Source organism: Cytobacillus sp. EB106-05-05-XG126 (assembly GCF_058791715.1).
Map to the genome: position 1 here is coordinate 1 of NZ_JBYTDU010000001.1, position 22682 is coordinate 22682.

Below are 22682 nucleotides of genomic sequence, written 5' to 3' on the forward strand. Positions count from 1 at the left end.
GATCTTAGCGACACTAGAACGCGACTAACAATCAGTGGGGGATAAGGAAAACCCCACTGATTGAAGTTTCACTTTATTGAAACAGGCCGACCAGCTGCTACGTCTCAGGTCTTATTTGAAAATAAAGCTGAGGCTCGTTATAGCATTTGCGTATTACAGGTAAGATGAAATCAAGAAAGGAGGAAATGAAAAATGAAAAAACTTGGATTATTGATTGCAGGTGGTATTGCGGCGATGGTGCTGATTTCAAACCTTGGACCGATCGTGGGTCTGGCAGTAAGCGCAGCAATTCTATACTATGTGTTTAAACAATTTTTAAAAGCAGAAAGCACGATGGCGAAGATCGGCTATGGAATCATCGGGTTTATTGCTTTGATGGCTACAGCTTCCAACTTCCCGGCCATCTTAGGGCTTGCAGCAGCATACGTTTTATATCTGGTCTATAAAAAGTGGAACGATTCAGGCTCAAGTGTAATGGAAGAAGACAATGACCCTTTTGCCAGCTTTGAAAAGCAGTGGGCAGAATTAAATAGAAACTAAAAAGAGGAGAGATCGATATGGCAAACCTATTAACAAGAATCAAAGATACAGTAATGGCAGACCTTCACGAAGCATTGGATAAAAAGGAGAAAAAGAATCCGATTGCCCTTCTAAACCAATACCTTCGTGATTGTGAGCGGGAAACTGAGAAGGTCCGCAAGCTGTTGGAACGTCAATATACATTAAAGGAAGAATTCACCCGGGAATACGAGCAGGCGAATAACCTTGCAGACAAACGCAAGCGTCAGGCAGAGGTTGCTTCACAGGCAGGGGAAGAGGAACTCTATCAGTTCGCTTCACAGGAGCAAATGCAGTATGAAGAGCGTGCCGGCCGTTTGAAGGAACTATTGAACCAGGCGGCAGATCAAATGGGTGATCTTGAAAGAAAATACGAGGAAATGAAGCATAAGCTGAAGGATATGCATATCCGCCGCATGGAGCTGATGGGCCGTGAAAACATCACACGCGCCAACCACCGGATGGATAAGGTGCTCGATCAAAACAATGATAAATCCTTTACAAAATTCCAGGAAATTGAATCCTATCTTGACCGTCTTGAGCATCAGGTGAAAAGCTCCTATCACCGCAGCACAATCGATGCCCGCATCGCGCAGCTGGAAAAAGAGCTTGAAAAGAAGCCGGTATTGTAATATTCAATAACAAGTCAGAAATAAGTTTGTATCAGCAAACTGCAAAATCAAGCCTGCCTGTATAATCTTTTTTCCCAAAAAGATAAAAACTTTTTCTATTTTATGAACAAAAAATGGTATTCTAAAAAGGCGTAGGGATACTGCGCCTTTTAAAGTCTATTGACCACGGCGCTTGCCGCTTTTCTTATCATTCCAAAACACAGAAGGGGGGATGCCTCATGAACATGAACAACAAAAGCGATTATATGAGCTGGATTATCATATTAGGCATTGTCTTTCTCTTTGTGGAAATAGCCTTTTTTAACAGCGGCGTGATATTCTCTCTTCTAGTGCCAATTGGAATGGTATATATCGGAAGAAAGTGGATGCCTAAGAGCTCCGGTAAATGGTTTTTCTGGCTTGGGCTAATTTTTCTGCTCATCAATATTTTCAGCATGATGACGCTGAAATTTTTCCTGCTGGCGATTCTGGTACACCTGCTGATTCAGTTTTGGCAGTCCAAAAAAGAACCTAAACGAATTCAGCCAGAATTGAAGGAACCGGCAGTAAATCTCCAGAAAGAAACAGTCATAAAAAAGAATCCTCTTTTTTCCAATATATTTGTCGGCCAGCAAAAAACGCCTGAGCAGGTGTATGAATGGAATGATATCAATATCCAGACCGGCATAGGTGATACGGTCATCGACTTAAGCTATACAGTTATTCCAAAGGGAGAGACCGTCATTTTCATCCGGAACTTCATCGGAAATGTGCAGGTGCTTGTTCCCTATGACGTGGAGGTTACTGTTAGTCATTCAGCAATAGCCGGAAAGGCACGGATATTCGAATACGAGGAATCAAAGATGTTTAATCAGCATCTGCACCTCCAGACACCTGGCTATGATCAATCAGGACAGCGCGTTAAAATTTTCACTTCTTTTGCAGTCGGGGATATCGAGGTGAAGCGCGTATGAATATCATTCAGCGGCAAATTGCATGGGGAGCAGGCATGTCTCTCCTCATTCTTGCTGTCCTGACAGCCTCTTTTTTTACGATGTTTCCCATTCCCGGCTGGCGGGATCTTTGGGAAACGGAAATACTTGATATTCCATTTATCTTATTTGTGCCGAGCGTAAGCCTGGCCATAGGCCTGATCTTTGGTGTGCTGTCAGGCATTTACTGGCGCCGGCAGCTATTTGCAGTAGACACTATGCTCCGCCAGGTCGAAGAAGGCAGGCAATTGGATGTGCCGGAAACGGGTAAAGAACTGCAGTCCATAGCTGTCAGGGCCGAGAAGATTCAAAAGAATATGGCAGAACAGGCAAAGATCTCTCAAAAATTGGCAAATGAAAAAGCAGAAGATATCGAGAGCAGGATGCAGGAAATCGTTTCCCAGGAACGGAACAGGCTTGCCCGTGAGCTTCACGACTCTGTCAGCCAGCAGCTGTTTGCAGCATCGATGATGATGTCCGCCATTACTGAAACCCAGCAGGATCCGGAAGACAGGCAAACAAAGCAGCTGAAAATGGTGGAGGAAATGATCCATCAGTCACAGCTCGAAATGCGTGCCCTGCTCTTACACCTTCGTCCGGCTGCACTTAAGGGCAAAAGCCTTCAGGAAGGAATTGAAGAGCTTTTGGTCGAATTGCTTCAGAAAGTTTCCATGGAGATTGAATGGAAGGTGGAGACTTTTCCGCTTGATAAAGGGGTGGAAGACCATTTATTCCGTATTCTTCAGGAGGCAGTGTCCAACACACTCCGCCATTCCAAATCGCAAAATCTTGAAGTGCTCCTGATTCAAAGAGATGATTATGCCATTCTCCGGGTGGCTGATGATGGAGTCGGGTTTGATGTAGAGGAAACAAAGGCAGGCTCCTATGGCCTGCAGAATATGTATGAACGTGCAGCGGAAGTTGGCGGCAGCATGAAAATTATCAGTGTGAAAAATAAAGGAACCCGTCTTGAAGTAAAGGTTCCGATTATGTAAATAATGTCTGCTTAGGCAAGACTAAATTTTGAGGATGAGGCCAATGATTAAAGTACTTTTTGTGGATGATCATGAAATGGTTCGGATTGGAGTGTCTTCCTATTTGACGGCACAGCCGGATATTGAGGTTATAGGAGAAGCGGATAACGGAAAAACAGCGATTGATATGGCACTTGAATTGCGGCCGGATATAATTCTGATGGATCTAGTGATGAAGGAAATGGACGGAATCGAGGCGACCAGAAGAATCATCGAACAATGGCCGGAAGCTAAGATCATCATTGTGACAAGCTTCCTGGATGATGAAAAAGTGTATCCGGCTTTGGAAGCAGGGGCGACAAGCTATATGCTGAAAACCTCCAAAGCAAGTGAAATTGCTGAGGCAGTCCGCTCGACTTATCATGGACAGTCAGTGCTTGAACCGGAAGTAACAGGCAAAATGATGGTGAAAATGAGGCAGAAAAATCAGCTGCTGCCCCACGAAGAGCTGACAAGCCGCGAGATGGAAATCCTCCTTTTAATGACAGAAGGCAAAACGAACCAGGAAATCGCCGACGAGCTTTTCATTGCCTTAAAAACAGTCAAAACACATGTGAGCAATATACTAAGCAAACTGCAGGTGCAGGACAGGACCCAGGCGGTCATATATGCCTTTAAGCACTCGCTGGTTAAATAATGTCTTTGGAGAGCTAATCATGATATTAGCTCTTTTTATTTTTGCCAAAAATGATTCAGAATCTGCTGATGAGGGTAACAATAAAACCAAACAAAAATATTTGGCGGTGATGTAATGTCTGTGATTGCTTTATTGAAAAAAGGAAACAAATCATCGGGAATGGCAGCAATCGGAAATACGGCACTCGCAATTGCTAAAGGGCTGGCAGCCTTTGCAAGCGGGAGCGGGGCCATGCTTGCCACTACCCTTCATTCTCTTGCAGATGCACTGAATCAGGGGTTTGTGTTCTTTGGCAGCGCGCTTGCAGAAAAAGCGCCAACCAAAAGATTCCCAACAGGATTTGGCCGGGTGATCAACCTGTTTGTATTAATTGCTGTTATCGTCATTTCCATTATGGCCTATGAAACGATACATAAAGGCTGGGAATTGATTCAGCATCCAAAGGAATCAACCGACCTCTGGCTCAATGTGGGAGTAATGATACTTGCCGTCGCTGTTGATGGATTTATTTTATTAAAAGCCATGAAGGAAATCGGCCATGAAACGAGGAATCCTGCCAAAGGATTTGGCATTGTGCCGGTTGCCTTTAAAAATGTCAGGCTTGCCTCTCCACCAACACGACTGGTTTTTTATGAAGATATTATTGCGACATTTGGTGCGCTGCTTGCCCTTGTTTCGATTCTAATCGCTCATTTTACAGGGCTTTACTTTCTGGACGGAGTAGGCACGATTTTAATTGGGCTGCTTCTGGTAGGCATCGCTGTGAAAATCGGATTTGAAAATACGCTTGGCCTGATTGGAGTGGCCGCACCAAAAGATATCGAAGACCGTATTGCCGATATTATTCTTGGTGATCCCCAGGTCGTGGATATTAAACAGCTGCGTCTGATTCAGGAGGGAAGAAGATATCATGTGGAAGGGTACATTGAGCTGGTTGAAGGACTTACCCTTGCGGATGCGGATGATATAAAAATCGGTGTAAGGAATCAGCTGCTTGATGATCCTGATATTAGTGACGTAACGCTCGGAATACTTGAGACAGATCAAATCCAGACATGGAAATAATGAGAAAAGGAAGCCTTGCAATGAGGCTTCCTTTCTGTATGTCTTACCTTTTTTTCCTGGTCAGCAGAATCCCTGCGGCTGTAAAAAAGGCAGCGAAGTAAGCGGCAAAAGCCACATTTGGAGCATTTTCCATATTTCTGACGCCAATGCCGATAAATGCCCAAACAAACACAAGCGGATAAACCCAGTCATTATTCTTAATCCGGAACACAAGGGCCAGGGCGGTGGCCACTGCGAGCATAATGTATGTCCACACACTGTCTTTAAGACCCCATCCATCCCAGCCAATATAGGTAAGATAAAAGCTGATATTTGCAATCGTCGCTACAGAAATCCATCCTAAGTAAACAGAAAATGGGGCAATATCCAGAAACTCAGGATCAAATTCCGAGGCACCTTTGTATAAAAAAATGAGAGTAAAAAGAAGTGAAATCATAATGATTACGGATAAAAGAAAATATTCGTAGTGCCAGGCGAAAATCCATAGACTGTTTAACATGCAGCTCACAATAAATGGAATACTGGTTTGCCTATAAATGGGCAGGCTCCTGCGCTTCTTTGGAATTTGCCTTGCCAGCCAGATTCCCACCAGCAAATAGATAAATCCCCAAATGCTGAATACATACCCCGCCGGTGTGAAAAGAACTTCCAGCTTGTTGGATATCTCACCTGTTGTCTGTCCATTCAAGGGCAGAATGTTTGCCAGCGCATTTACTGCAATCATGACCAAATAGGCCGCTATTTCAAACAATAGAATCAAAAATACCTCTCCTTCCCCTAATAAGAGTATATATTCCACTTTTAATGCAGCTATAATCTTTAAAAGTTTTTATTTTATTTTTTGGCTATTTTCGCAAGGTTTGTTGCTTTTTGTATCTGATTTACTGAGTTGTTTTAGTGGAAGGTGCGAGATCCTCGAAAATGCATTCGCATTTTCTTCGTGCGGTGTTTACTCAAGGAAGCTTATCAATGTCCAGCGGGAGTAGCGGGACAGGTGAGACCCCGCAGACGCGCAGTGTCGAGGAGGCTCACCGCCCGCCCCGCGTTTCGCTGAGCAGCCTGGAGCGGAAATCAACGGACAATATTTATAGGTTAAACAACAATTCATATGAGAAAATAATAATATTTATACTAAAATGCGAATTTTTATTAATTTATCCCCTTATTATCTTTTCATTTTCACTAAAATGATGTATAGTCTTATACAAATCTGAATAATTATTTAAATTTGAATAATCTAAGGGCGAATCTCCTAAAACACAACATTCTTTAGAAATATGATTATTCAATAATGAATAATCTGCGGGAGGAACTAGATGAACAGCTTTTTCATGGACTGGAATAATGACAGAGAAGTCATTTCTTCAATGGAAGAAGACATTATGGTCACCAATGCAGACGGCATAATTATAAAGGTCAGTAAAGGCAGCGGTGTGCATTATGGCATCGAACCGGACACGCTGCTCGGTGAATCTGTATATGAACTGGAAAGAAGAGGAGTGTTTAAGCCTGCGATTACTCCTGAAGTATTAAAGAAAAAGAAAAAAGTCATTCTTGTGCAAAAAGCCGGCTCAGGCAAAAAGATCCTGGTTACTGGTATTCCTGTATTCAATGAAACTGGGAATATCGATCATATTGTCAGCTATTCTTATGATGTTTCAGAACTTCTTGTTATAAAAGAATATCTGAATAGTGTTGAAGAAGAAATGGCCCGGGTGAAGAGTGAACTGGATCTCCTGCGCAATAAGAGCATCAAAATGGATGGCATGGTAGCTGACAGTACGGCGATGAGAAATATTGCCGAAACCATCAGAAGAATCCGCGATGTAGATGTCACAGTCCTGCTCCTGGGTGAGTCAGGAGTCGGAAAATCGGCTCTCGCCAAGTGGATTCATCAAAACAGTACGAGAAAAGCCGGGCCGTTCATTGAAGTAAACTGCAGTGCGATTCCGGAATCAATCTTTGAAGCTGAGTTTTTCGGGTATGAAGGCGGTGCTTTTACAGGTGCAAAGAATAAAGGCAAAATGGGATTTGCTGAAATGGCAAAAGGAGGCACACTATTTCTTGATGAAATTGGCGAACTCTCAGCCCATCTGCAGGCAAAGCTGCTGAAATTCATACAAGACAAGCAATTTTATAGAGTAGGAGGAACAAAGCCTGTTCATGCAGACTTTCGGCTTCTGGCAGCTACGAATAAGGATCTTGAAAAAGCAGTGGAATCCAGGGACTTCAGACAGGACTTATTCTTCCGGCTGAATGTGGTGCCCTTAAAGATACCGCCGCTCAGGGAGAGGAAAGAGGATTTATTTGCCCTCATTCATTATTTTCTCCACTCTATCTCCAAGCGGCATAATCGGGAAAGGCACCTGGACAAATCTCTGGTCGATCACCTGCTGCAGCTTGAGTGGAAGGGAAATGTAAGAGAGCTTGAAAACCTGATGGAGCGGCTTATCGTGACAAGCACCAGCCTGATGATCACGAAAGAAGACCTGCCTTATGAATACCATATGCAAGGAAAAAAAGAGGGTTTTATAGATTATGAGGGACATACTCTTCCCGCTATATTGGAAGATGTAGAGAAAAAAGTATTAATCAATGCGAGGCAACGTTACCGGACCACTACTGAAATAGCGGGTGCCCTGGGGATCAGTCAGCCTTCAGTAGTAAGAAAATTAAAAAAATATGATTGTTAATACATACTTTGGCATGAATATTGCATTAAAGAATAGCAGAGAAAACATAACCATAACATCTATGCAGGATTCAGGAGGGAAAAGTATGAACGGAGAAAATTGGAGTCATCTTGTCGGAAACATTTCAAACCTATTGGCGCCAAGCATGGCAAAGGATCATCCGAATTTGCCGGTAGTCAAAGCGGAAGGCTGCTATTACTACGGTGTCGACGGAAAAGAGTATTTGGATTTTACATCAGGCATCGCAGTGGAGAATGTCGGGCATCGCCACCCGAAGGTTGTACAGGCCATTAAAGACAGTGCAGACCATTTGGTGCACGGCCCGTCAGGCGTAATCATCTATGAATCGATTTTGCGGCTCGCAGATGAGCTTGGGAAAATTACGCCGGGAAATCTTGATTGCTTTTTCTTTGCGAACAGCGGAACAGAGGCAATCGAAGGAGCTATTAAGCTTGCAAAGTATGTCACGCGGAGGCCCTATGTTGTTTCCTTCACAGGCTGTTTCCATGGAAGGTCGATGGGGGCATTAAGTGTATCCACATCCAAGAGCAAATACCGCAAGTTTCAGCAGCCGTCCTGGCTGACCTATCAGCTTCCATATGCGGATGAGCGGGATTGTCCTTTTGGTGAAGATCCAGAGGAGTACTTCCCAAGAAAACTGGAAAAGGATGCTGAAACACTCTTCAAGCACCAAGTAGACCCGGAAGAGGTTGCCTGCATGATCATTGAACCGGTTCTCGGTGAAGGAGGCTATATCATTCCTCCGAAGAAATGGCTGCAGAAAATCAGGGAAATCTGTGACCGGCATGGAATCCTGCTGATATTTGATGAAGTGCAAACCGGCTTTGGGCGTACTGGAGAGTGGTTCGCCGCTCAGGCTTTTGATGTTGTGCCGGATATCATGGCAATTGCAAAAGGAATCGCGGCAGGACTGCCGTTAAGCGCAACTGCAGCCTCGAAGGAACTGATGGAAAAATGGCCGCTGGGTGCCCATGGAACAACCTTTGGCGGAAATCCGATTGCCTGCTCTGCAGCATTGGCGTCTCTGGAAGTCCTAAAAACGGAGAATCTTTTGGAAAACGCAAAGCAAATGGGAGAGTATGCATTAAAGAAATTACACGATTTAAAAGCCGAACATCCTGCAATTGGCAGTGTCCGAGGTCTGGGGCTGATGATCGGCATTGAAATAATCGACCCGCAAACCGGAAAACCGGATGGAAATGCGGTAATGGACATTCTGAACTCTTCACTTGATAAGGGAGTCCTCTTTTATCTCTGCGGAAATTCAGGGGAAGTGATTCGAATGATTCCACCGCTTGTCGTGACAAAAGTGCAAATCGACCAGGGTCTGAAAGTATTGGAAGAAGCACTTACAGAACATGAAGCAGTTGTTTCCAAATCATAAGGAGGTAAGAGCATGAAAGCTGAGACAAGGGTTAAGCCGCAAGCCGTCACAGGAGAGTATTGGAAATTTATTATTCCATCTTTAATTGGGTCGCTCCTATTCCTGGTTCCTGTTAAATTTCAAGGTGACGTAACGATTGGTGTTGGTATTTTAGCCTCTCTTTTAGGCAAAGCGTTCAGTGAGCAGATGCCTGCCATTATCATTTTTATTTTAGGATTATCTGTTTTTCTTTCCATCCTGGCTAAAACAGCTAAGCCGGCATTTATACTGGATAATAAGTTTTTAAAGGGTTTATTTGATACCGGCAAATTTGGGTTGACCATGAGAGTCCTCGGATTCGCAGTGGGAATCATGACTTTCTTTGAAATCGGGCCTGAATTTATCTGGTCGCGGAATACAGGCGGAGTGGTTCTCTACGATCTGGCTCCCGTTTTGCTTACGTGGTTCCTGTTCGCAGGTATTCTTCTGCCGCTTTTAGTAGAGTTTGGTTTAATGGAGTTCATAGGGGCGCTTGTCCAGAAATTTATGAGGCCACTTTTCACACTGCCCGGTCGGTCCTCCATCGATTGCCTTGCGTCCTGGATGGGTGCCGGAACAGTCGGTGTATTGGTTACCACGAAGCAATATGATGAAGGTTTTTACACAAAAAGAGAAGCAGCGGTGATTGCCACAACCTTCTCAATTGCATCTGTGGCTTTCAGCCTTGTCGTAGCGAATGTGGTTGGCCTTGGCCATTTATTCATCCCTTTTTACTTAACCGTTTCTGCCGCCTGCGTCGTGGCAGCATTGATTATGCCAAGAATTCCGCCTTTATCGCGGAAGCCGGATACCTATTATGAGCCAATAGGACAGCAGATAGATGAAACCATTCCGGAAGGGGTTTCGAAAGTGAAATGGGGATGGGAGCAGGCAATTGATAAAGCAAGGAATGCTCCGGGTCCCAAAAAGCTGTTAACCAATGGCATTGAAACTGTTTTGGATATTTGGATGGGCCTGATACCGCTTGTGATGAGCTTGGGAGCAGCAGCCTTGATCATTGCGGAATACACGCCTGCATTTAAGTTTATTTCTTACCCGCTCATTCCGGTTTTGGAGTTTATGCAATTGCCGGAAGCAGGAGCGGCAGCACAGACTATGCTTGTCGGCTTTGCTGATATGTTCCTCCCAGCTGTTATCGGAAGCGGAATTGAGAGCGAGCTGACAAGATTCGTTGTGGCCGGCCTGTCATTAACACAATTAGTATACATGTCTGAAATCGGGATTCTGATCCTGCGTTCAAACATTCCGCTGAGCTTTATGGATTTATTCGTTATTTTTATCCAAAGAACGATTATTACTTTACCTGTTATTGTACTGATTGCACATGTTTTTGTATTTTAACTGAGAGGGGGGCGGCATATTGCCAGCCCTCCTTTTCGTTATATTAATTTTCTTAAAAGTTCCAAAAGGGCAATATATTATCGGGACATGTCTCATATCTTATATAGAATCTGCATTATATAAGGAGAGGCGCAATGAGTAAATTCTTCAAAGGAGTAATATTGCTTGCACTAGCGGCTTTTGCAAGCGAATGTATAGAGTTTGTGGTGAATATGGTGCTCGCCCGGGAACTGGGGGAGAGGGGACTCGGCATGTACATGTCGATTTTGCCGACCATATTTCTGATCGTGCTGCTGGCCAGTTTTGAGCTTCCGATCTCTATTTCTAAATTCATTGCCGAAAAAGATAAAAGGTATCATCTAAGCATGCTTCATCATGTCATCAAGCTGACCATTATCTTTACAGCCATTTTGGTACCGGCTGCCGCGATTATCATTCCGTTTATCAGTGTCTTTGATGAGTACCACCCGCTCTTGAGATGGGTTGTGATCGGCTTTATCCCCATCGTGTCCTTTTCCTCGATTGCCAGAGGATTTTTCATGGGCAAGCATCAAATGGGAAAAATTGCAGCATCCAATTTTCTGCGCAAATCCGTTCAGCTCCTGCTGCTCGTGGTGCTTTATCAGGCCTTTCAATTTGATGTCAATACAGCGGTCTTTATTGCTTTTTGTACGTTTGTAGGAAGTGAGATTGTTGTTTTTCTATACTTGCTGAATATGTTTATTATTCAGTATCAGCGGATTAAGAAAGAACCATCTGAATATGTCAGCGGAAAAAGTGTGAGGCAGAATCTAATCTCTGTATCTGTTCCGACAACGGCTTTAAGGGTCTTTCATGCCTTGACACATGCTGTTCAGCCGTTTTTGATCAAGGCGGCTCTCTTAAAAGCAGGAGTTCCGGGCGAAATTGCAACAGCACACTTTGGAATGCTCGCCGGTGTTGCCATGACGATTGGTTTTTTTCCATCCTTTATAGCCCATTCCTTTTTAATCATGCTGATTCCGACAGTCTCCAAAGAGTATGCTGATCATAATCTGGGGGAGCTTCGGAGACTTCTTCAGCAGGTGTTCTTTGTCACTTTTTTATATGGGATCCCATCGGTTGTTTTTTTCTATTTTTTTGCACGGCCGCTGACGGAGATGTTTTTCCACTCGACAGATGCAGCCGTGTATTTACAGCTGCTGTGGCCATTCTTTCTGCTCCACTTTTTCATTATCCCAATGCAGGCCTATTTAATCGGACTGGGGCTGATGAAGGATGCTTTCTATCATTCCATCTGGTCAACCGTTGTTTCATTCTCAGCCATGTTTGTGCTTGGCTCGATGCACAGCCTGCAGATGGACGGAATTATAATGGGCATGAATATGGGAGCTGTTCTCCTGGCGATGATGCATTATGTAACAGTATGCAAAAAGATTGGCCTGACACTCTATCTATCGCCAGTTAAGCAGTTTAACTGAAGCCGCAAAAAAAGCATCTCCACTATGGAGGTGCTTTATTCTTCGTTATCCTCATTAGGACCAAACTTATCTTCAATTGTTTGTTCTTCTCCATATAAAATAATATGGTCGCCTTCCTGCAGTTCCGTAACAAGCCGATCTTTTCTGATTTTTACATCGCCTCTCTGGATAAATAGCACATTAATATCCTCATCCTCGCCGATAATATCCCCTAGCTCTTTACCATTAAATTCACATTTTTCGTCAATGAAATAGTCCAATACATGATCATTATCCTCCGTGAGAAGAGCTTCTCTGATGGGGAGATCACGAAAATCGTAATGTTCTTCGAGCTCATGCTCCAGCTTCTCCGAAAGATAATGCCGCACTTTTGGCATCTTTAAGGTAATAATAACCACGAGCAGGACTGCTGCTACGATCGAGATCTTGGCAGTGAAAAATTCATCTGACAGAATGCTGCTGATTGCCGAAATGATAACTGCCAATGAAAAGGCGCCAAATAAAATTAAAAAAGCTCCGAACCTTCTGCGGATCGGATGATCAATGATGAGTTCCGATTCTCCGGTTGTAAAACCAGTGCCTGTAAGCATGCTGATCACCTGAAATCTTGCAATATGCTTATCAAGTCCTGTATAGGTGAAAATAAGAGTATGAATTTCAATAACTGCTAATACGATTCCCAAATAAATCAGGATGAACAGAACACCCATCTTTCTTCCTCCGAAAATTCAGATTTAAATAAAAAACCTAAGGAGCCAGTCCTTAGGTCATTGCTGAACAGTTTCATTATAGTAATTTACTGAATACATGGCACCTTCATCAACCATTTTATTATCTTCAATATTATGAGGGTCCGGATGACCCAGTTTTTCTGTTGGCACTGTATCGTTTAAAAAACGGTCAGGCAGAATGCCTTTCATTTTAACTGCAAGTGACTGAACTTTATTTCGATTGTTTTTGCTTGCTAATAATAAAATACTTGTAATGCCAACACCGGCTAACAGATATGGATTTAACGGACGAGAATTCATGATTATGCTCCTCCTTCAATAATTGGATTTGTATTTCTTGGTGTATATTTACCCGGCATAATGAAGTGCAAACATTTAGTCTTAATAAGATTGTTTCCAGCACTAGAAATAATTACTCATTGTGAATGGTTTTATTCATGTCCTGACAGGGGAATTATGTACTTAGTATAGAAAGGGTAGAATTATAGGAGGAAGATGGGGATGGAAAAAGAATATAGTGAAGATAATTGGACATGGCACCGTTATGATCATTTAGATGAAATTGACTTTAATGACGCTGGCGACTATAAAGAAGCGCTGCAGGCATGGGCCAAAAACACTTCTGAGAACAAAACAAATGTAATGGAGATAGATACTTCCGTTCGCAATAAGGAATTTCTGAGTGGCTCTCTCATTTATCAGCAGACAACGAAGGAGCAGCATGAAAATAGTTTGTTCCACTATTTTCTGACAAGGGATTTTCTCCTAACTGTTGACTTTGATTCGACTGTCATTCAGTCTGATCAATCACTGCTTTTGAAAAAAATGGACTATACCGATAATGCCATTGATGGATTTTTTGTGATTTTAGGCGAGATCCTTAGTGATAATATCAAGAAGATTGATAAGTTTGAAGTACGGTTAAATGACCTTTTATGGAAAATAAAAGACAAAAATAATATTAATCGCCTGGAAGAAATTTATGAGCTCCGACACCAGATCCTCGTGTGGAAAAATATTATGATTCCTGTTAAGGAGATCAGGCTGGGTGTAGAAGAGACCTTTGGTGAAAATGTTATAGAAGGAACTGAATTTAAACGAACCTGCAAGCGAATTGAAAGAGGGTATACGCTGGTTCGTGAGTTTCAGGAGGAAATTGATGACCTTGTGAATTTTGAAGAAATGGTATCCATGCATAGAGGAAATGAAATCGTGAAGACGCTCACCGTCATAACCACTCTTATGACTCCGATCGCTACCTGGGGAGCGCTCTGGGGTATGAACTTCAAAGTTATGCCCGAGCTGGAATGGAAGTATGGCTATTTGTTCTCCATTATCATTATCATTGCTACTACAGCAGCCCTTTATATCATGCTCGTGAAAAAAGGCTGGATGGGTGATATCCTCAGGGGAAAAAAGAAAAATTCATTCTTCAAATAAAGGAATGCCGTCAGAGTGCGGCATTCCTTTTATTTAATAAATGCTCCAGTGTCATTTTGATTCCAGTCTCGTATGGTGTTTTAGGGAGAGTGCCGATTCTCGCATCATATTTACTGCCGTCCAAAATAACTGGAGTCTGATTCAAATACATCAATTCAGTATATTCCCTCATCATGGGATCAAAAACACCGATGGCACGAATCATCCACTTATGGACAGGTGTGAAGGTAACGCCTCTATTTAGATGGTTAGAAACAATACTCGCTATTTCGTCCCCGGTTATGGTTCCGGCACCAGGGATATTCCAGACTTCGCCGTATGAGTTTTCATTTAATGAAAGTTCGGCTAAAGCTTCTGCTCCATCCTTAATATAGATGAATTCTCTTGGAATATCGGTTTTGCCGACAAACATGCCTTTATTTTTTTCAATAATCTGGCTGAGTGTATAGTGTAAGAGTGTGTTTCCTGTATGTGGGCCGTAAAAGTCAGGGAAGTGGGCAATGATGTATGGCACGCCTGAGTTTTTTATCATCTCAATTAAGGTTTGGCGCAGCTTGCCTTTTTTTGTGTGCGGATTCTTGGGAGAAACTTCGGCAGCAGGGCAGGATTGAAGGCCATAGGAATATATATTATCAGCATAAATAAAAGGCTTATGATGTTTGCGGCATGCGTGCAGGATATTATCTAATATAATTGAGAGTGCGGGATCCCAGTCAGGGTAAGGAATATTGATGGCATGAAAAACTGCATCCGCTTCTGTCACTGCCTTTTCAATATCTTCTGGATTCAGTGCATCGCCTGAATGGATAACCGCATTTGGTCCCCAGTCTTTTTTGAAATTAAGCAGGTTTTCTTCGGACCTGGCAAAGGCAATAGTTTTTATATTTCTGCGGCATAATGCTTCTGTTAAAGCATAGCCCATTCCGCCTGTTGCTCCTAAAACTGCAGCTGTTTTTATCATTTTTCATCATCCTTTTTATTTTATTAACCACTGTTCAATTAAAGGGAAAAATTAAAGAAATGGATGTCATTTCTTTAATAAATGGCTTTTATCAAAAATTGGGCATGTGAAGAGGCGAGTTCCTTCACTTCTTCAAATGTCGTTTCCGATCTGCAATAATGCGTGACAAAGCCGTGCAAGCTTAAAAATACAGACCAAATATCCTTTATGGAAAGAGCTTCTGGAGCGAGTGAATTAATCGCTTGCGCAAAATGCAGGTAGCTTTTATTTGGCCCTTCATTCAGATAGCTTTTCACATCATCATCCCGAATTAAAAACATCAGCTCATAATGCTTTTGATGGGTCAAGCCAAATTGGATATAACCGTAAAAAATATTGAAAAGCTTCTGTTCACTGGTATCTGCATATTTTCTCAGCACACTGTCGAGGACCTGGTCGAGCTTTTGAAAATCGGCTTCAACCATTTCGTAAAATAATTGGGCCTTATTTTTGAAATGATAATAGATGGCACCATGGCTGCACTGAAGGGTGTCCGCAATTTTTCTCATGGATGCTGCGGCATATCCTTCCTGAACAAACAGATCACGTGCTACAGAAATAATTGCTTCTTTTGTTAGTTCATCTTGGGCTGATTTTCTTGGACTCATGGAATCACCTTTCATTATTGAACACTGGTCAATAAGATTATATGATAAAGAGGATATTTTTGGCAATACTTTTTTAATATCTATCCAAATAATTTTTATTAGCCATCAGCATTTGATATGCTTTATTAAAACAGGAGGGAACAACATGAATGAAACAAAAACTTGCAGAGAATCTTTTACAGTAAAAACAAGCATCGTGCTTCCGCCGGACACGAATACATATGGAACATTATTCGGCGGCAAGCTAATGGCTTATATTGATGATGTGGCAGCCATCGCGGCGATGAGGCATGGAAGAAGAAATGTCGTAACCGCATCTACAGACTCTGTTGATTTTCTTCATCCGGTTTATGAAGGCAATTCAGTCTGCCTGGAGGCGTTTGTGACCTATACAGGCCGGACTTCGATGGAGATTTTCGTAAAAGTAATTGCAGAAGACCTGCTGACAGGCGATCGAAATGTGTGTGCGATGTCCTTTTTAACAATGGTTGCGGTTGACGAGAATGGAAAGCCGACTCCAGTGCCGGCGGTTGTGCCTGAGACAGATGAAGAAAAGAGCTTATATGAATCAGCAAAAGAACGTGCGGAAATTCGCAAAAAGCGGAGAAAGGACAGTGAAGCCAGGGCAAAGACATACGGTACAGGTCTGCCCTGGTAAATAAGGGGGAAAAGAATGGGATCCAGAGTGATGCATAGCATAATCAACAATGAAATTGCTTCCAGAATGAAAATAGAGGACAAAGCAGCATTTTTACTTGGAGGAATAGCGCCTGACGCTGTTTCTCCCAAAGATCTTTCCCATTTTTACAAAGGGAATACGGATGAGTACACGAGAAGAATAGATTATAAGAGTTTCCTTAATAAATACAGGAGCAAAAGTCATTCACCTTATATCCTCGGATATTACACCCACTTAATATCAGACCATGTCTGGCTGACAGGCTTCTATCTTCCCTGGCTGAAAAACAGAATGGAAAAAGATGAGGAAGTCTTTACCCGCTATCATAATGATTTTCGCCTATGTAATGCAAAGCTGTCTGAACATTACGGCCAAGTTAGATTTGAGGTGAAAAATGTAAATGTGCCAAATTTAGATGAGGTTTCTGCCGATCAAGTCAGTGCTTTCATACCTTATGTTTTAAAAGACTTTGAATATGATAAAAGAGATGCTGAAAAGCCCCTTGAAGTGTTTACATTCCAACAGATCATCGGCTATGTGGAAACATCCGTGGAGCTGGGGGCTGCCGAGTTAAAGAAACTTTCAATTGTAAAAAACTGACTCCTTATATCTTCCTATCCTGCAAGGATAATTGAACCTTTTTACACACCAGTGTCTAGTAAAATAGATTTAACTTTCAGAATATTAACTCTTATTCCTTGATTATCCTTTTCCTTCCTCTTAAGTTAGACATGTAGAACCTAACAGAAGGAGGAAGATTATGAGAAGAGTTTTGAAAGCTAGTATTCTAATACTTTTAAGTATTTTACTGGTTGCCGGAACCATGCCTTTAACCGGGCAGGCGAAAAAGCCAAAGCCAGATGATGGTTATGGCGGTTATAGCCAGGTTGATGTCGGCAAGGATGGAATGGTGGCTTCGGCCCATCCGCTTGCGTCAAAAATTGGGGCAGATGTTTTGAAAAAGGGCGGTAATGCCATCGATGCGGCTGTCGCAGTCCAGTTTGCCCTCAATGTGGTGGAACCGATGATGTCCGGAATTGGCGGCGGGGGCTTCATGATGGTCTATGATGGCAAAACGAAAGAAACCACCATCATAAACAGCCGTGAACGTGCCCCGGCCGGAGCCTCGCCGGATATGTTCCTGGATGAAGACGGAGATCCGATTCCATTTGCGGAGCGATCAACTGGCGGTACGGCTGTCGGTGTGCCGGGCACATTGAAAGGGCTGGAAACAGCTCTTGAAAAATGGGGAACACGCCCTATGCAGCAGCTGATCGGTCCTGCGATTAAGCTGGCAGATAAAGGTTTTCCGATTGATTCTGTATTAGCCGATGCAATCGCCGATAATCAGGACAAGCTTGACAGAACGGCTGCCGGCAAAGTGTTTTTGCCTAAGGGGGAACCTCTTGAAGAAGGGGACCGTCTAGTCCAGAAAGATCTTGCCAAAACGCTTAAAATGATTCGTTCTGGCGGAACTGACGCGTTTTATAACGGGAAAATAGCAGACGCTCTTGCAGGTGTGGTGCAGGAATACGGAGGATCAATGACACCGGAAGATCTGGCAAAGTATGATGTAACCATTGACGAGCCTATTTGGGGAGACTATCAGGGGTATGAAATTGCCAGCATGCCGCCTCCAAGCTCTGGAGGAGTATTTTTGCTGCAGATGCTGAAAATTCTGGATGATTTCAATCTATCACAATATGATTTAAAATCCTGGGAAAAATATCACCTGCTTGCTGAAACCATGCATCTTGCTTATGCAGACCGCGCAGTATATGCAGGGGATCCGGAGTTTGTAAATGTCCCGGTCAATGGGCTCCTTCACCCTGATTATATTAAGGAGCGCCAGGAACTGATCAGCCTGGATAAAGTCAACAAAAATCCTGAAGCGGGAGATCCTTGGAAATATGAGAACAGTGAAGCCAATTATGAAGCGGCTGAACAGCCGAATGACCGCCAATACGGTGAGACTACCCATTTTTCCGTAACGGACAAATGGGGAAATGTTGTATCTTATACGACAACGATTGAACAGGTATTCGGAACAGGAATCATGGTTCCAGGCTACGGTCTTATGCTGAACAATGAGCTGACAGATTTTGATGCCGTGCCAGGCGGGGCAAATGAAGTCCAGCCGAATAAGCGTCCTTTAAGCTCGATGACACCGACGATTGTCTTTGAAGATGGAGAGCCTATTCTGACTGTTGGTTCACCAGGCGGCCCAACGATTATTACATCAGTACTGCAGACAATCCTTTATGCCATCGAATATGACATGGAGCTTAAAGCAGCAGTTGAGGAACCGCGGATCTATACCAATAACCTGAATTCCTACCGCTTTGAAGAAGGCATTCCGTCAGAAGTTATTAATAGGCTAAACGGAATGGGGCATAATTTTGGTCCAAGTGCGACCACAATTGGAAACGTCCAAAGTATTTTGATTGACCGTGATAAAGGTATTTTCAAAGGTGTAGCAGATTCAAGCCGTAATGGAGCCGCCATTGGCGTTGATTTGAAAGGGAAAAGAAAATAGAGTTTATGAGAATAGCACCTTGCTGATAAGGTGCTATTCTTTTGGTTAAAAAATGAATAGAAACTCATTTTTTTAGCAGGGATTCACCTATATTTGTTGAAATAGAACGGGTCAGGCAAAAAGGTATTTTGGATAATAGAAGGGGGAATATGCCATGACGGTTAAAAATGAATTATATCAGCTGGCGGATAAAATAAACGCTGATCCCATACATATCAAAGATGAAAAAAATCGGGTATTTCAAGTGGACCTGGAAGAAAGCGGTCCTATTCAAATTTTCTTAAAGGATGGAAAAGTCATAGTGGAAGAGGGTGCTCCACACCAATCAGAAGTAACGCTGAAATTGTCAGAAAAAAACTTTTCTAAGCTATTAAAAGGCGATTTAAACACAACCATAGCATTTATGACAGGCAGTCTTAAGGTGGATGGGAAAATGGGCCTTGCCCTCAAATTACAGGAAATAGTGAATAACTATCAATGATAAAAAGGCAGCCATCATAGAGGATGCTGCCTTTAAAAATACAATGCCATCAGGTCTTCATCATAGTAATTGCCATCTATCTTCAATGCATGCCTCTCCTTGCCGTAAACCTCAAAGCCGAAAGAAGCATAGAGCTTTTTAGCAGGAGTATTTTCAGACATGACGGCCAAGTGGATTTGTTCAACCCCGTCCCAGGATCGTGCCTTTTCTACAGCCTTTCTGACAAGGCTCTTGCCGACACCATTCTTTCGGGCGGGCTCTGTCACGTACATTGCATATATATTCGAGCGGTGCTTCATTTTTAACCCTGTATCTCTTACTAAACTGACAACACCTATAAGCTTTCCGTTTTCAAATGCGCCGTAGTGAAAAGAGTTTTCTGCCATAAATCTTTCTCCATACACTTCAGGAGGCCGGCTGGCTTCCTCTTCATAGCTTGAACCAAAAGTTTCCGGGTTCTTTTTTAATCCTTCTAACCTAATCTCTTTGTACATTTCACCATCATCCTGGCGCAGCAGTCTGATTTCCATCAGGGTCACTCCTTTATTTTTTTCTTACCCCTTAAATTCTCTTTACCATTACAAAATCCTTTAGCAAAAATTGTTTTTCTTTGCTTTGATAAGGGAACAGGATAAAAAAGTACAGGAGGGATCAGTATGGCACAGGATAACAACAAGGGCTTAAAAGAGATTGTAAAAGGGCAGGATTCCCGGCAGCAGCAAGAACAGTCATTAAAAGATCAGGAGCGTAAGCCGGATCAGCAAAACCGATTAAAGGACCAGGAGAATATGAGGAAGTAATTTTGAGAGGGAGCTATGAAGAATAGCTCTCTTTTTTTAAGGCAAGCAATGGTTTCCGCATATTGAATATACATATATAAAGGGGGAAGCAGAATGGGAGTGCTGTTTGGTTTAATTATTGCGACTCTGGTTTTCGCCTATTGCATTGACCGGAGAAGGAAGAAGATAAACAATACAATGCAAAAAGGGATCAGCCCAAGTGAAAAACCGGGGGAGAGCTCGAATTATACGATGGGTGATAATCATTATACCGGAGGGGGACAATAGCTATGGAGTTTTGCGATATCAGCAAGGCTCTTCTTTTTTTCCGGATCATGCTTTCTTATCCGGAAAATGGGAAAAGATAATGTTGCCTGGTTTCTAAAGCGCATCAAAAAGGGTATATGGAAAACATACATATTGTAACCTTTTTTAGGAGAAGTGGCCCCTATGAAAAAAAGAAGAGTGGAGTCTTTATTTGTATTTATCCTGATTGCATCTGTGTATACGATATTTTTCACGGATGCCGCCCCGCCCATTAAAATCGGTGCAGCCCTGCTTTATGCGGCTGTCATATTTATCAGCGCTATATCCTTGATGCTCGAGAATCGGAGCCCTAATCAGACATTGCTTTGGATGTATGTGCTGGTATTTTTTCCGGTAGCCGGTTATTTGTTTTATTTGTTCTCCGGGCAGCTTTATTTGAAAGGCTATTTATTTAAAAGCAAAAGAAGCCGCGACAGGGATGAATGGAAAAGGCTGATGAAAAGGGAAGACACGCCTGATATATCATTTCTGCAGGACAGCCAGCACTGCTTTGCTAAATTCGCCAATAATGTGGCATTGACCCCTCTGAGCACCAATTCAAGGGCGAAAATCCTTAAAAATGGGGAAGAGACATTTAATGAAATCAAGAAAAAGCTGCGTGAAGCAGAAGAGTTTATCCATATGGAATATTATATTTTCCGGTCTGACAGGCTTGGCAAGGAAATCATCAATATCCTGATCGACAAAGCCAGGCAGGGAGTGGAAGTGCTGTTTATTTTTGATGCGGCAGGCAGCATGGGGATTACACTGGAGGATTTGCAGTCCATGGAGGATGCAGGGATTAAGGTAAAGCCATTTTCTCCGCTGAAGTACGGTTTTTTCAATCAGAAATTCAACTTCAGAAACCATCGCAAAATTGTTGTTATAGATGGAAAAGTCGGCTTTGTGGGCGGACTGAATGTGGGAGTTGAATATCTGGGCGAAAATGAAAAGATTGGATTCTGGCGTGATACTCATATGCTCCTTAAGGGGGAGGCAGTGTATACATTGCATACGGTTTTTCTCCTGGATTGGGAATATGTCAGCAAGGAAGATGTGCTGGAGGAATACCGGGATGTAAAGTATCCGATTGATGATGATGTGCTTGATGGTGCGGTGCAGGTGGTGGCCAGCGGTCCCGACACACAGCAGGGAATTATGAGTGATCTATATTATTCAATGATATCCTGTGCGACCAGATCCATTTGGATTGCCACACCCTATTTTGTCCCTGATGAATCGATTCGCACCGCATTGAGGGTGGCGGCGGCTAAAGGAGTGGAAGTGCGCATCCTTGTTCCGGAGATCAATGACAGTTTCCTGACGCAATACGCAAGCCGGTCCTACTTTGCGGAGCTTCTGCGATATGGCGTCGAAATTTATTCTTATAAAAAAGGCTTTCTCCATCAGAAGATTATTATCGTGGACGGAATCCTCGCTTCCATAGGAACGGCGAACATGGATATGCGCAGCTTCCACTTGAACTTTGAAGTAAATGTCTTTTTATACGGCACAAGCTCCATCCGCGATCTTGTCGCCCATTATGAAGAGGATCTGGAGGAAAGTGTGAAATTAAGTCCTGTCCAATATTATAAACGGGGATTGGCGGAAAGATCGAAGGAATCCTTCGCCCGGCTGTTTTCGGGGGTGTTGTGAAAAAGTGCCATAGGTGTGGCGCTTTTTTTGTGTGGAGGGGTACTGTTTTTTTAATCTGCATATAGATGAGGGGAGTTGCAACCTAAATTACAAATAGATGAACAAGCCTGCAAATAGACCAGCCAAACCTGCAAATAGGATAGGTAAAACGCAAATCGAAACCCGGAACCTGCAAATAGATGAGCAAATTTGCAAATAGACCAACCCAACTTGCAAATAGATAGGTAAAATGCAAATAGAGACTCGGAACCTGCAAATAGATAAGCAAATTTGCAAATAGACCAGCCCAACTTGCAAATAGATAGGTAAAATGCAAAATAGAGACTCGGAACTTGCAAATAGATGAGCATATTTGCAAATAGACCAACCGAAATTACAAATAGATGAGTAAACCTGCAAATAGACCAGCCCAACTTGCAAATAGATAGGTAAATGCAAATAGATGAGCAAATTTGCAAATAGACCAGCCGGAAGTACAAATAGATGAACAAGCCTGCAAATAGACCAGCCAAACTTGCAAATAGATAGATAAAATGCAAATAGAAACCCTAAACCTGCAAATAGATGAGTAAATTTGCAAATAGACCAGCCGGAAGTACAAATAGATGAACAAGCCTGCAAATAGACAAGC

24 protein-coding genes are annotated in these 22682 nt (G+C 42.7%); 18 read left to right on the plus strand and 6 right to left on the minus strand.

Annotated elements, in window-relative coordinates; genetic code table 11:
* The first annotated feature begins 192 nt into the window (after positions 1 to 192).
* From AC3WTL_RS00005 to AC3WTL_RS00030, 6 genes are all read left to right on the plus strand, one after another.
* Positions 193 to 540 carry a lmo0954 family membrane protein gene (locus tag AC3WTL_RS00005; RefSeq protein ID WP_248348847.1) on the plus strand — a complete coding sequence of 116 codons (348 nt, stop codon included), beginning with the start codon at positions 193 to 195 and terminating at the stop codon, positions 538 to 540.
* Between the two features lie 17 nt (positions 541 to 557).
* Positions 558 to 1190 (plus strand): PspA/IM30 family protein, encoded by a 633-nt coding sequence (locus tag AC3WTL_RS00010; protein WP_222498518.1) that lies wholly within the window; start codon positions 558 to 560, stop codon positions 1188 to 1190.
* A gap of 218 nt (positions 1191 to 1408) precedes the next feature.
* On the plus strand, positions 1409 to 2143 hold the full coding sequence (gene liaF, locus AC3WTL_RS00015; protein WP_222498520.1) for a cell wall-active antibiotics response protein LiaF: 735 nt from the start codon (positions 1409 to 1411) through the stop codon (positions 2141 to 2143).
* Complete coding sequence (locus AC3WTL_RS00020; protein WP_197247337.1) at positions 2140 to 3156, plus strand: sensor histidine kinase; 1017 nt, start codon at positions 2140 to 2142, stop codon at positions 3154 to 3156. Before liaF ends, AC3WTL_RS00020 begins: the two co-directional genes overlap by 4 nt.
* A gap of 43 nt (positions 3157 to 3199) precedes the next feature.
* On the plus strand, positions 3200 to 3832 hold the full coding sequence (locus tag AC3WTL_RS00025; protein ID WP_035326266.1) for a response regulator transcription factor: 633 nt from the start codon (positions 3200 to 3202) through the stop codon (positions 3830 to 3832).
* A gap of 114 nt (positions 3833 to 3946) precedes the next feature.
* Complete coding sequence (locus tag AC3WTL_RS00030) at positions 3947 to 4897, plus strand: cation diffusion facilitator family transporter (protein ID WP_159344252.1); 951 nt, start codon at positions 3947 to 3949, stop codon at positions 4895 to 4897.
* 43 nt (positions 4898 to 4940) lie between these two features.
* Here the strand turns inward: AC3WTL_RS00030 and AC3WTL_RS00035 are convergent, their stop codons facing one another.
* Positions 4941 to 5657 carry a TspO/MBR family protein gene (locus tag AC3WTL_RS00035; RefSeq protein ID WP_492368731.1) on the minus strand — a complete coding sequence of 239 codons (717 nt, stop codon included), beginning with the start codon at positions 5655 to 5657 and terminating at the stop codon, positions 4941 to 4943.
* A gap of 556 nt (positions 5658 to 6213) precedes the next feature.
* Here AC3WTL_RS00035 and AC3WTL_RS00040 point away from each other — a divergent pair.
* The 4 genes from AC3WTL_RS00040 to AC3WTL_RS00055 all read left to right on the plus strand — a co-directional run bounded on the left by AC3WTL_RS00040 (position 6214) and on the right by AC3WTL_RS00055 (position 11835).
* Entirely contained in the window at positions 6214 to 7590 is a 1377-nt protein-coding gene (locus AC3WTL_RS00040; RefSeq protein WP_222498522.1) for a sigma-54 interaction domain-containing protein, read from the plus strand.
* A gap of 85 nt (positions 7591 to 7675) precedes the next feature.
* Positions 7676 to 8995, plus strand: a complete 1320-nt coding sequence (locus AC3WTL_RS00045; protein WP_248348845.1) for an aspartate aminotransferase family protein — start codon at positions 7676 to 7678, stop codon at positions 8993 to 8995.
* 12 nt (positions 8996 to 9007) lie between these two features.
* Entirely contained in the window at positions 9008 to 10375 is a 1368-nt protein-coding gene (locus tag AC3WTL_RS00050) for a YjiH family protein (protein ID WP_222498526.1), read from the plus strand.
* A 134-nt stretch (positions 10376 to 10509) separates the two neighbouring features.
* Complete coding sequence (locus AC3WTL_RS00055) at positions 10510 to 11835, plus strand: polysaccharide biosynthesis protein (RefSeq protein ID WP_492368732.1); 1326 nt, start codon at positions 10510 to 10512, stop codon at positions 11833 to 11835.
* 35 nt (positions 11836 to 11870) lie between these two features.
* On the opposite strand, the gene AC3WTL_RS00060 is transcribed toward AC3WTL_RS00055, so the two are convergent.
* Both AC3WTL_RS00060 and AC3WTL_RS00065 read right to left on the minus strand, forming a co-directional pair.
* Entirely contained in the window at positions 11871 to 12545 is a 675-nt protein-coding gene (locus AC3WTL_RS00060) for a TrkA C-terminal domain-containing protein (protein WP_197214364.1), read from the minus strand.
* Positions 12546 to 12602: 57 nt separating this feature from the next.
* A complete protein-coding gene (locus AC3WTL_RS00065) occupies positions 12603 to 12866 on the minus strand; it encodes a YbyB family protein (RefSeq protein ID WP_492368733.1) in 264 nt (87 codons plus the stop codon).
* A gap of 201 nt (positions 12867 to 13067) precedes the next feature.
* Here AC3WTL_RS00065 and AC3WTL_RS00070 point away from each other — a divergent pair, with 201 nt between their 5' ends.
* Entirely contained in the window at positions 13068 to 14006 is a 939-nt protein-coding gene (locus AC3WTL_RS00070) for a magnesium transporter CorA family protein (protein ID WP_492368734.1), read from the plus strand.
* Between the two features lie 10 nt (positions 14007 to 14016).
* On the opposite strand, the gene AC3WTL_RS00075 is transcribed toward AC3WTL_RS00070, so the two are convergent.
* Together AC3WTL_RS00075 and AC3WTL_RS00080 are read right to left on the minus strand one after the other, a co-directional pair.
* Entirely contained in the window at positions 14017 to 14967 is a 951-nt protein-coding gene (locus AC3WTL_RS00075) for an SDR family NAD(P)-dependent oxidoreductase (protein ID WP_248348841.1), read from the minus strand.
* Between the two features lie 74 nt (positions 14968 to 15041).
* On the minus strand, positions 15042 to 15614 hold the full coding sequence (locus tag AC3WTL_RS00080) for a TetR/AcrR family transcriptional regulator (RefSeq protein ID WP_252221012.1): 573 nt from the start codon (positions 15612 to 15614) through the stop codon (positions 15042 to 15044).
* Between the two features lie 145 nt (positions 15615 to 15759).
* On the opposite strand from AC3WTL_RS00080, the gene AC3WTL_RS00085 reads away from it, so the two are divergent.
* The 4 genes from AC3WTL_RS00085 to AC3WTL_RS00100 all read left to right on the plus strand — a co-directional run bounded on the left by AC3WTL_RS00085 (position 15760) and on the right by AC3WTL_RS00100 (position 19310).
* Positions 15760 to 16272 (plus strand): acyl-CoA thioesterase, encoded by a 513-nt coding sequence (locus tag AC3WTL_RS00085; RefSeq protein ID WP_009334951.1) that lies wholly within the window; start codon positions 15760 to 15762, stop codon positions 16270 to 16272.
* A 15-nt stretch (positions 16273 to 16287) separates the two neighbouring features.
* The gene (locus tag AC3WTL_RS00090; protein ID WP_248348833.1) at positions 16288 to 16893 is read left to right on the plus strand and encodes a zinc dependent phospholipase C family protein; all 606 of its coding nucleotides are present in this window, start codon (positions 16288 to 16290) and stop codon (positions 16891 to 16893) included.
* A 160-nt stretch (positions 16894 to 17053) separates the two neighbouring features.
* On the plus strand, positions 17054 to 18829 hold the full coding sequence (ggt, locus tag AC3WTL_RS00095) for a gamma-glutamyltransferase (protein WP_492368735.1): 1776 nt from the start codon (positions 17054 to 17056) through the stop codon (positions 18827 to 18829).
* A gap of 154 nt (positions 18830 to 18983) precedes the next feature.
* Positions 18984 to 19310 (plus strand): SCP2 sterol-binding domain-containing protein, encoded by a 327-nt coding sequence (locus tag AC3WTL_RS00100; RefSeq protein WP_197247357.1) that lies wholly within the window; start codon positions 18984 to 18986, stop codon positions 19308 to 19310.
* Between the two features lie 32 nt (positions 19311 to 19342).
* Here the strand turns inward: AC3WTL_RS00100 and AC3WTL_RS00105 are convergent, their stop codons facing one another.
* Complete coding sequence (locus tag AC3WTL_RS00105) at positions 19343 to 19840, minus strand: GNAT family N-acetyltransferase (RefSeq protein ID WP_492368736.1); 498 nt, start codon at positions 19838 to 19840, stop codon at positions 19343 to 19345.
* Between the two features lie 126 nt (positions 19841 to 19966).
* Here AC3WTL_RS00105 and AC3WTL_RS00110 point away from each other — a divergent pair, with 126 nt between their 5' ends.
* The 3 genes from AC3WTL_RS00110 to cls all read left to right on the plus strand — a co-directional run bounded on the left by AC3WTL_RS00110 (position 19967) and on the right by cls (position 22051).
* Entirely contained in the window at positions 19967 to 20110 is a 144-nt protein-coding gene (locus AC3WTL_RS00110) for a hypothetical protein (RefSeq protein WP_248348829.1), read from the plus strand.
* 93 nt (positions 20111 to 20203) lie between these two features.
* A complete protein-coding gene (locus AC3WTL_RS00115; protein ID WP_197214370.1) occupies positions 20204 to 20377 on the plus strand; it encodes a hypothetical protein in 174 nt (57 codons plus the stop codon).
* 162 nt (positions 20378 to 20539) lie between these two features.
* On the plus strand, positions 20540 to 22051 hold the full coding sequence (gene cls, locus AC3WTL_RS00120) for a cardiolipin synthase (RefSeq protein WP_197204936.1): 1512 nt from the start codon (positions 20540 to 20542) through the stop codon (positions 22049 to 22051).
* Positions 22052 to 22682: the final 631 nt, after the last annotated feature.

Coding starts and splice junctions, on each gene's coding strand:
- AC3WTL_RS00005 (WP_248348847.1), top strand. CDS start 193: ATGAAAAAACTTGGATTATTGATTGCAGGTGGTATTGCGGCGATGGTG.
- AC3WTL_RS00010 (WP_222498518.1), top strand. CDS start 558: ATGGCAAACCTATTAACAAGAATCAAAGATACAGTAATGGCAGACCTT.
- liaF (WP_222498520.1), top strand. CDS start 1,409: ATGAACATGAACAACAAAAGCGATTATATGAGCTGGATTATCATATTA.
- AC3WTL_RS00020 (WP_197247337.1), top strand. CDS start 2,140: ATGAATATCATTCAGCGGCAAATTGCATGGGGAGCAGGCATGTCTCTC.
- AC3WTL_RS00025 (WP_035326266.1), top strand. CDS start 3,200: ATGATTAAAGTACTTTTTGTGGATGATCATGAAATGGTTCGGATTGGA.
- AC3WTL_RS00030 (WP_159344252.1), top strand. CDS start 3,947: ATGTCTGTGATTGCTTTATTGAAAAAAGGAAACAAATCATCGGGAATG.
- AC3WTL_RS00040 (WP_222498522.1), top strand. CDS start 6,214: ATGAACAGCTTTTTCATGGACTGGAATAATGACAGAGAAGTCATTTCT.
- AC3WTL_RS00045 (WP_248348845.1), top strand. CDS start 7,676: ATGAACGGAGAAAATTGGAGTCATCTTGTCGGAAACATTTCAAACCTA.
- AC3WTL_RS00050 (WP_222498526.1), top strand. CDS start 9,008: ATGAAAGCTGAGACAAGGGTTAAGCCGCAAGCCGTCACAGGAGAGTAT.
- AC3WTL_RS00055 (WP_492368732.1), top strand. CDS start 10,510: ATGAGTAAATTCTTCAAAGGAGTAATATTGCTTGCACTAGCGGCTTTT.
- AC3WTL_RS00060 (WP_197214364.1), bottom strand. CDS start 12,545: ATGGGTGTTCTGTTCATCCTGATTTATTTGGGAATCGTATTAGCAGTT.
- AC3WTL_RS00065 (WP_492368733.1), bottom strand. CDS start 12,866: ATGAATTCTCGTCCGTTAAATCCATATCTGTTAGCCGGTGTTGGCATT.
- AC3WTL_RS00070 (WP_492368734.1), top strand. CDS start 13,068: ATGGAAAAAGAATATAGTGAAGATAATTGGACATGGCACCGTTATGAT.
- AC3WTL_RS00075 (WP_248348841.1), bottom strand. CDS start 14,967: ATGATAAAAACAGCTGCAGTTTTAGGAGCAACAGGCGGAATGGGCTAT.
- AC3WTL_RS00080 (WP_252221012.1), bottom strand. CDS start 15,614: ATGAGTCCAAGAAAATCAGCCCAAGATGAACTAACAAAAGAAGCAATT.
- AC3WTL_RS00085 (WP_009334951.1), top strand. CDS start 15,760: ATGAATGAAACAAAAACTTGCAGAGAATCTTTTACAGTAAAAACAAGC.
- AC3WTL_RS00090 (WP_248348833.1), top strand. CDS start 16,288: ATGGGATCCAGAGTGATGCATAGCATAATCAACAATGAAATTGCTTCC.
- ggt (WP_492368735.1), top strand. CDS start 17,054: ATGAGAAGAGTTTTGAAAGCTAGTATTCTAATACTTTTAAGTATTTTA.
- AC3WTL_RS00100 (WP_197247357.1), top strand. CDS start 18,984: ATGACGGTTAAAAATGAATTATATCAGCTGGCGGATAAAATAAACGCT.
- AC3WTL_RS00105 (WP_492368736.1), bottom strand. CDS start 19,840: ATGGAAATCAGACTGCTGCGCCAGGATGATGGTGAAATGTACAAAGAG.
- AC3WTL_RS00110 (WP_248348829.1), top strand. CDS start 19,967: ATGGCACAGGATAACAACAAGGGCTTAAAAGAGATTGTAAAAGGGCAG.
- AC3WTL_RS00115 (WP_197214370.1), top strand. CDS start 20,204: ATGGGAGTGCTGTTTGGTTTAATTATTGCGACTCTGGTTTTCGCCTAT.
- cls (WP_197204936.1), top strand. CDS start 20,540: ATGAAAAAAAGAAGAGTGGAGTCTTTATTTGTATTTATCCTGATTGCA.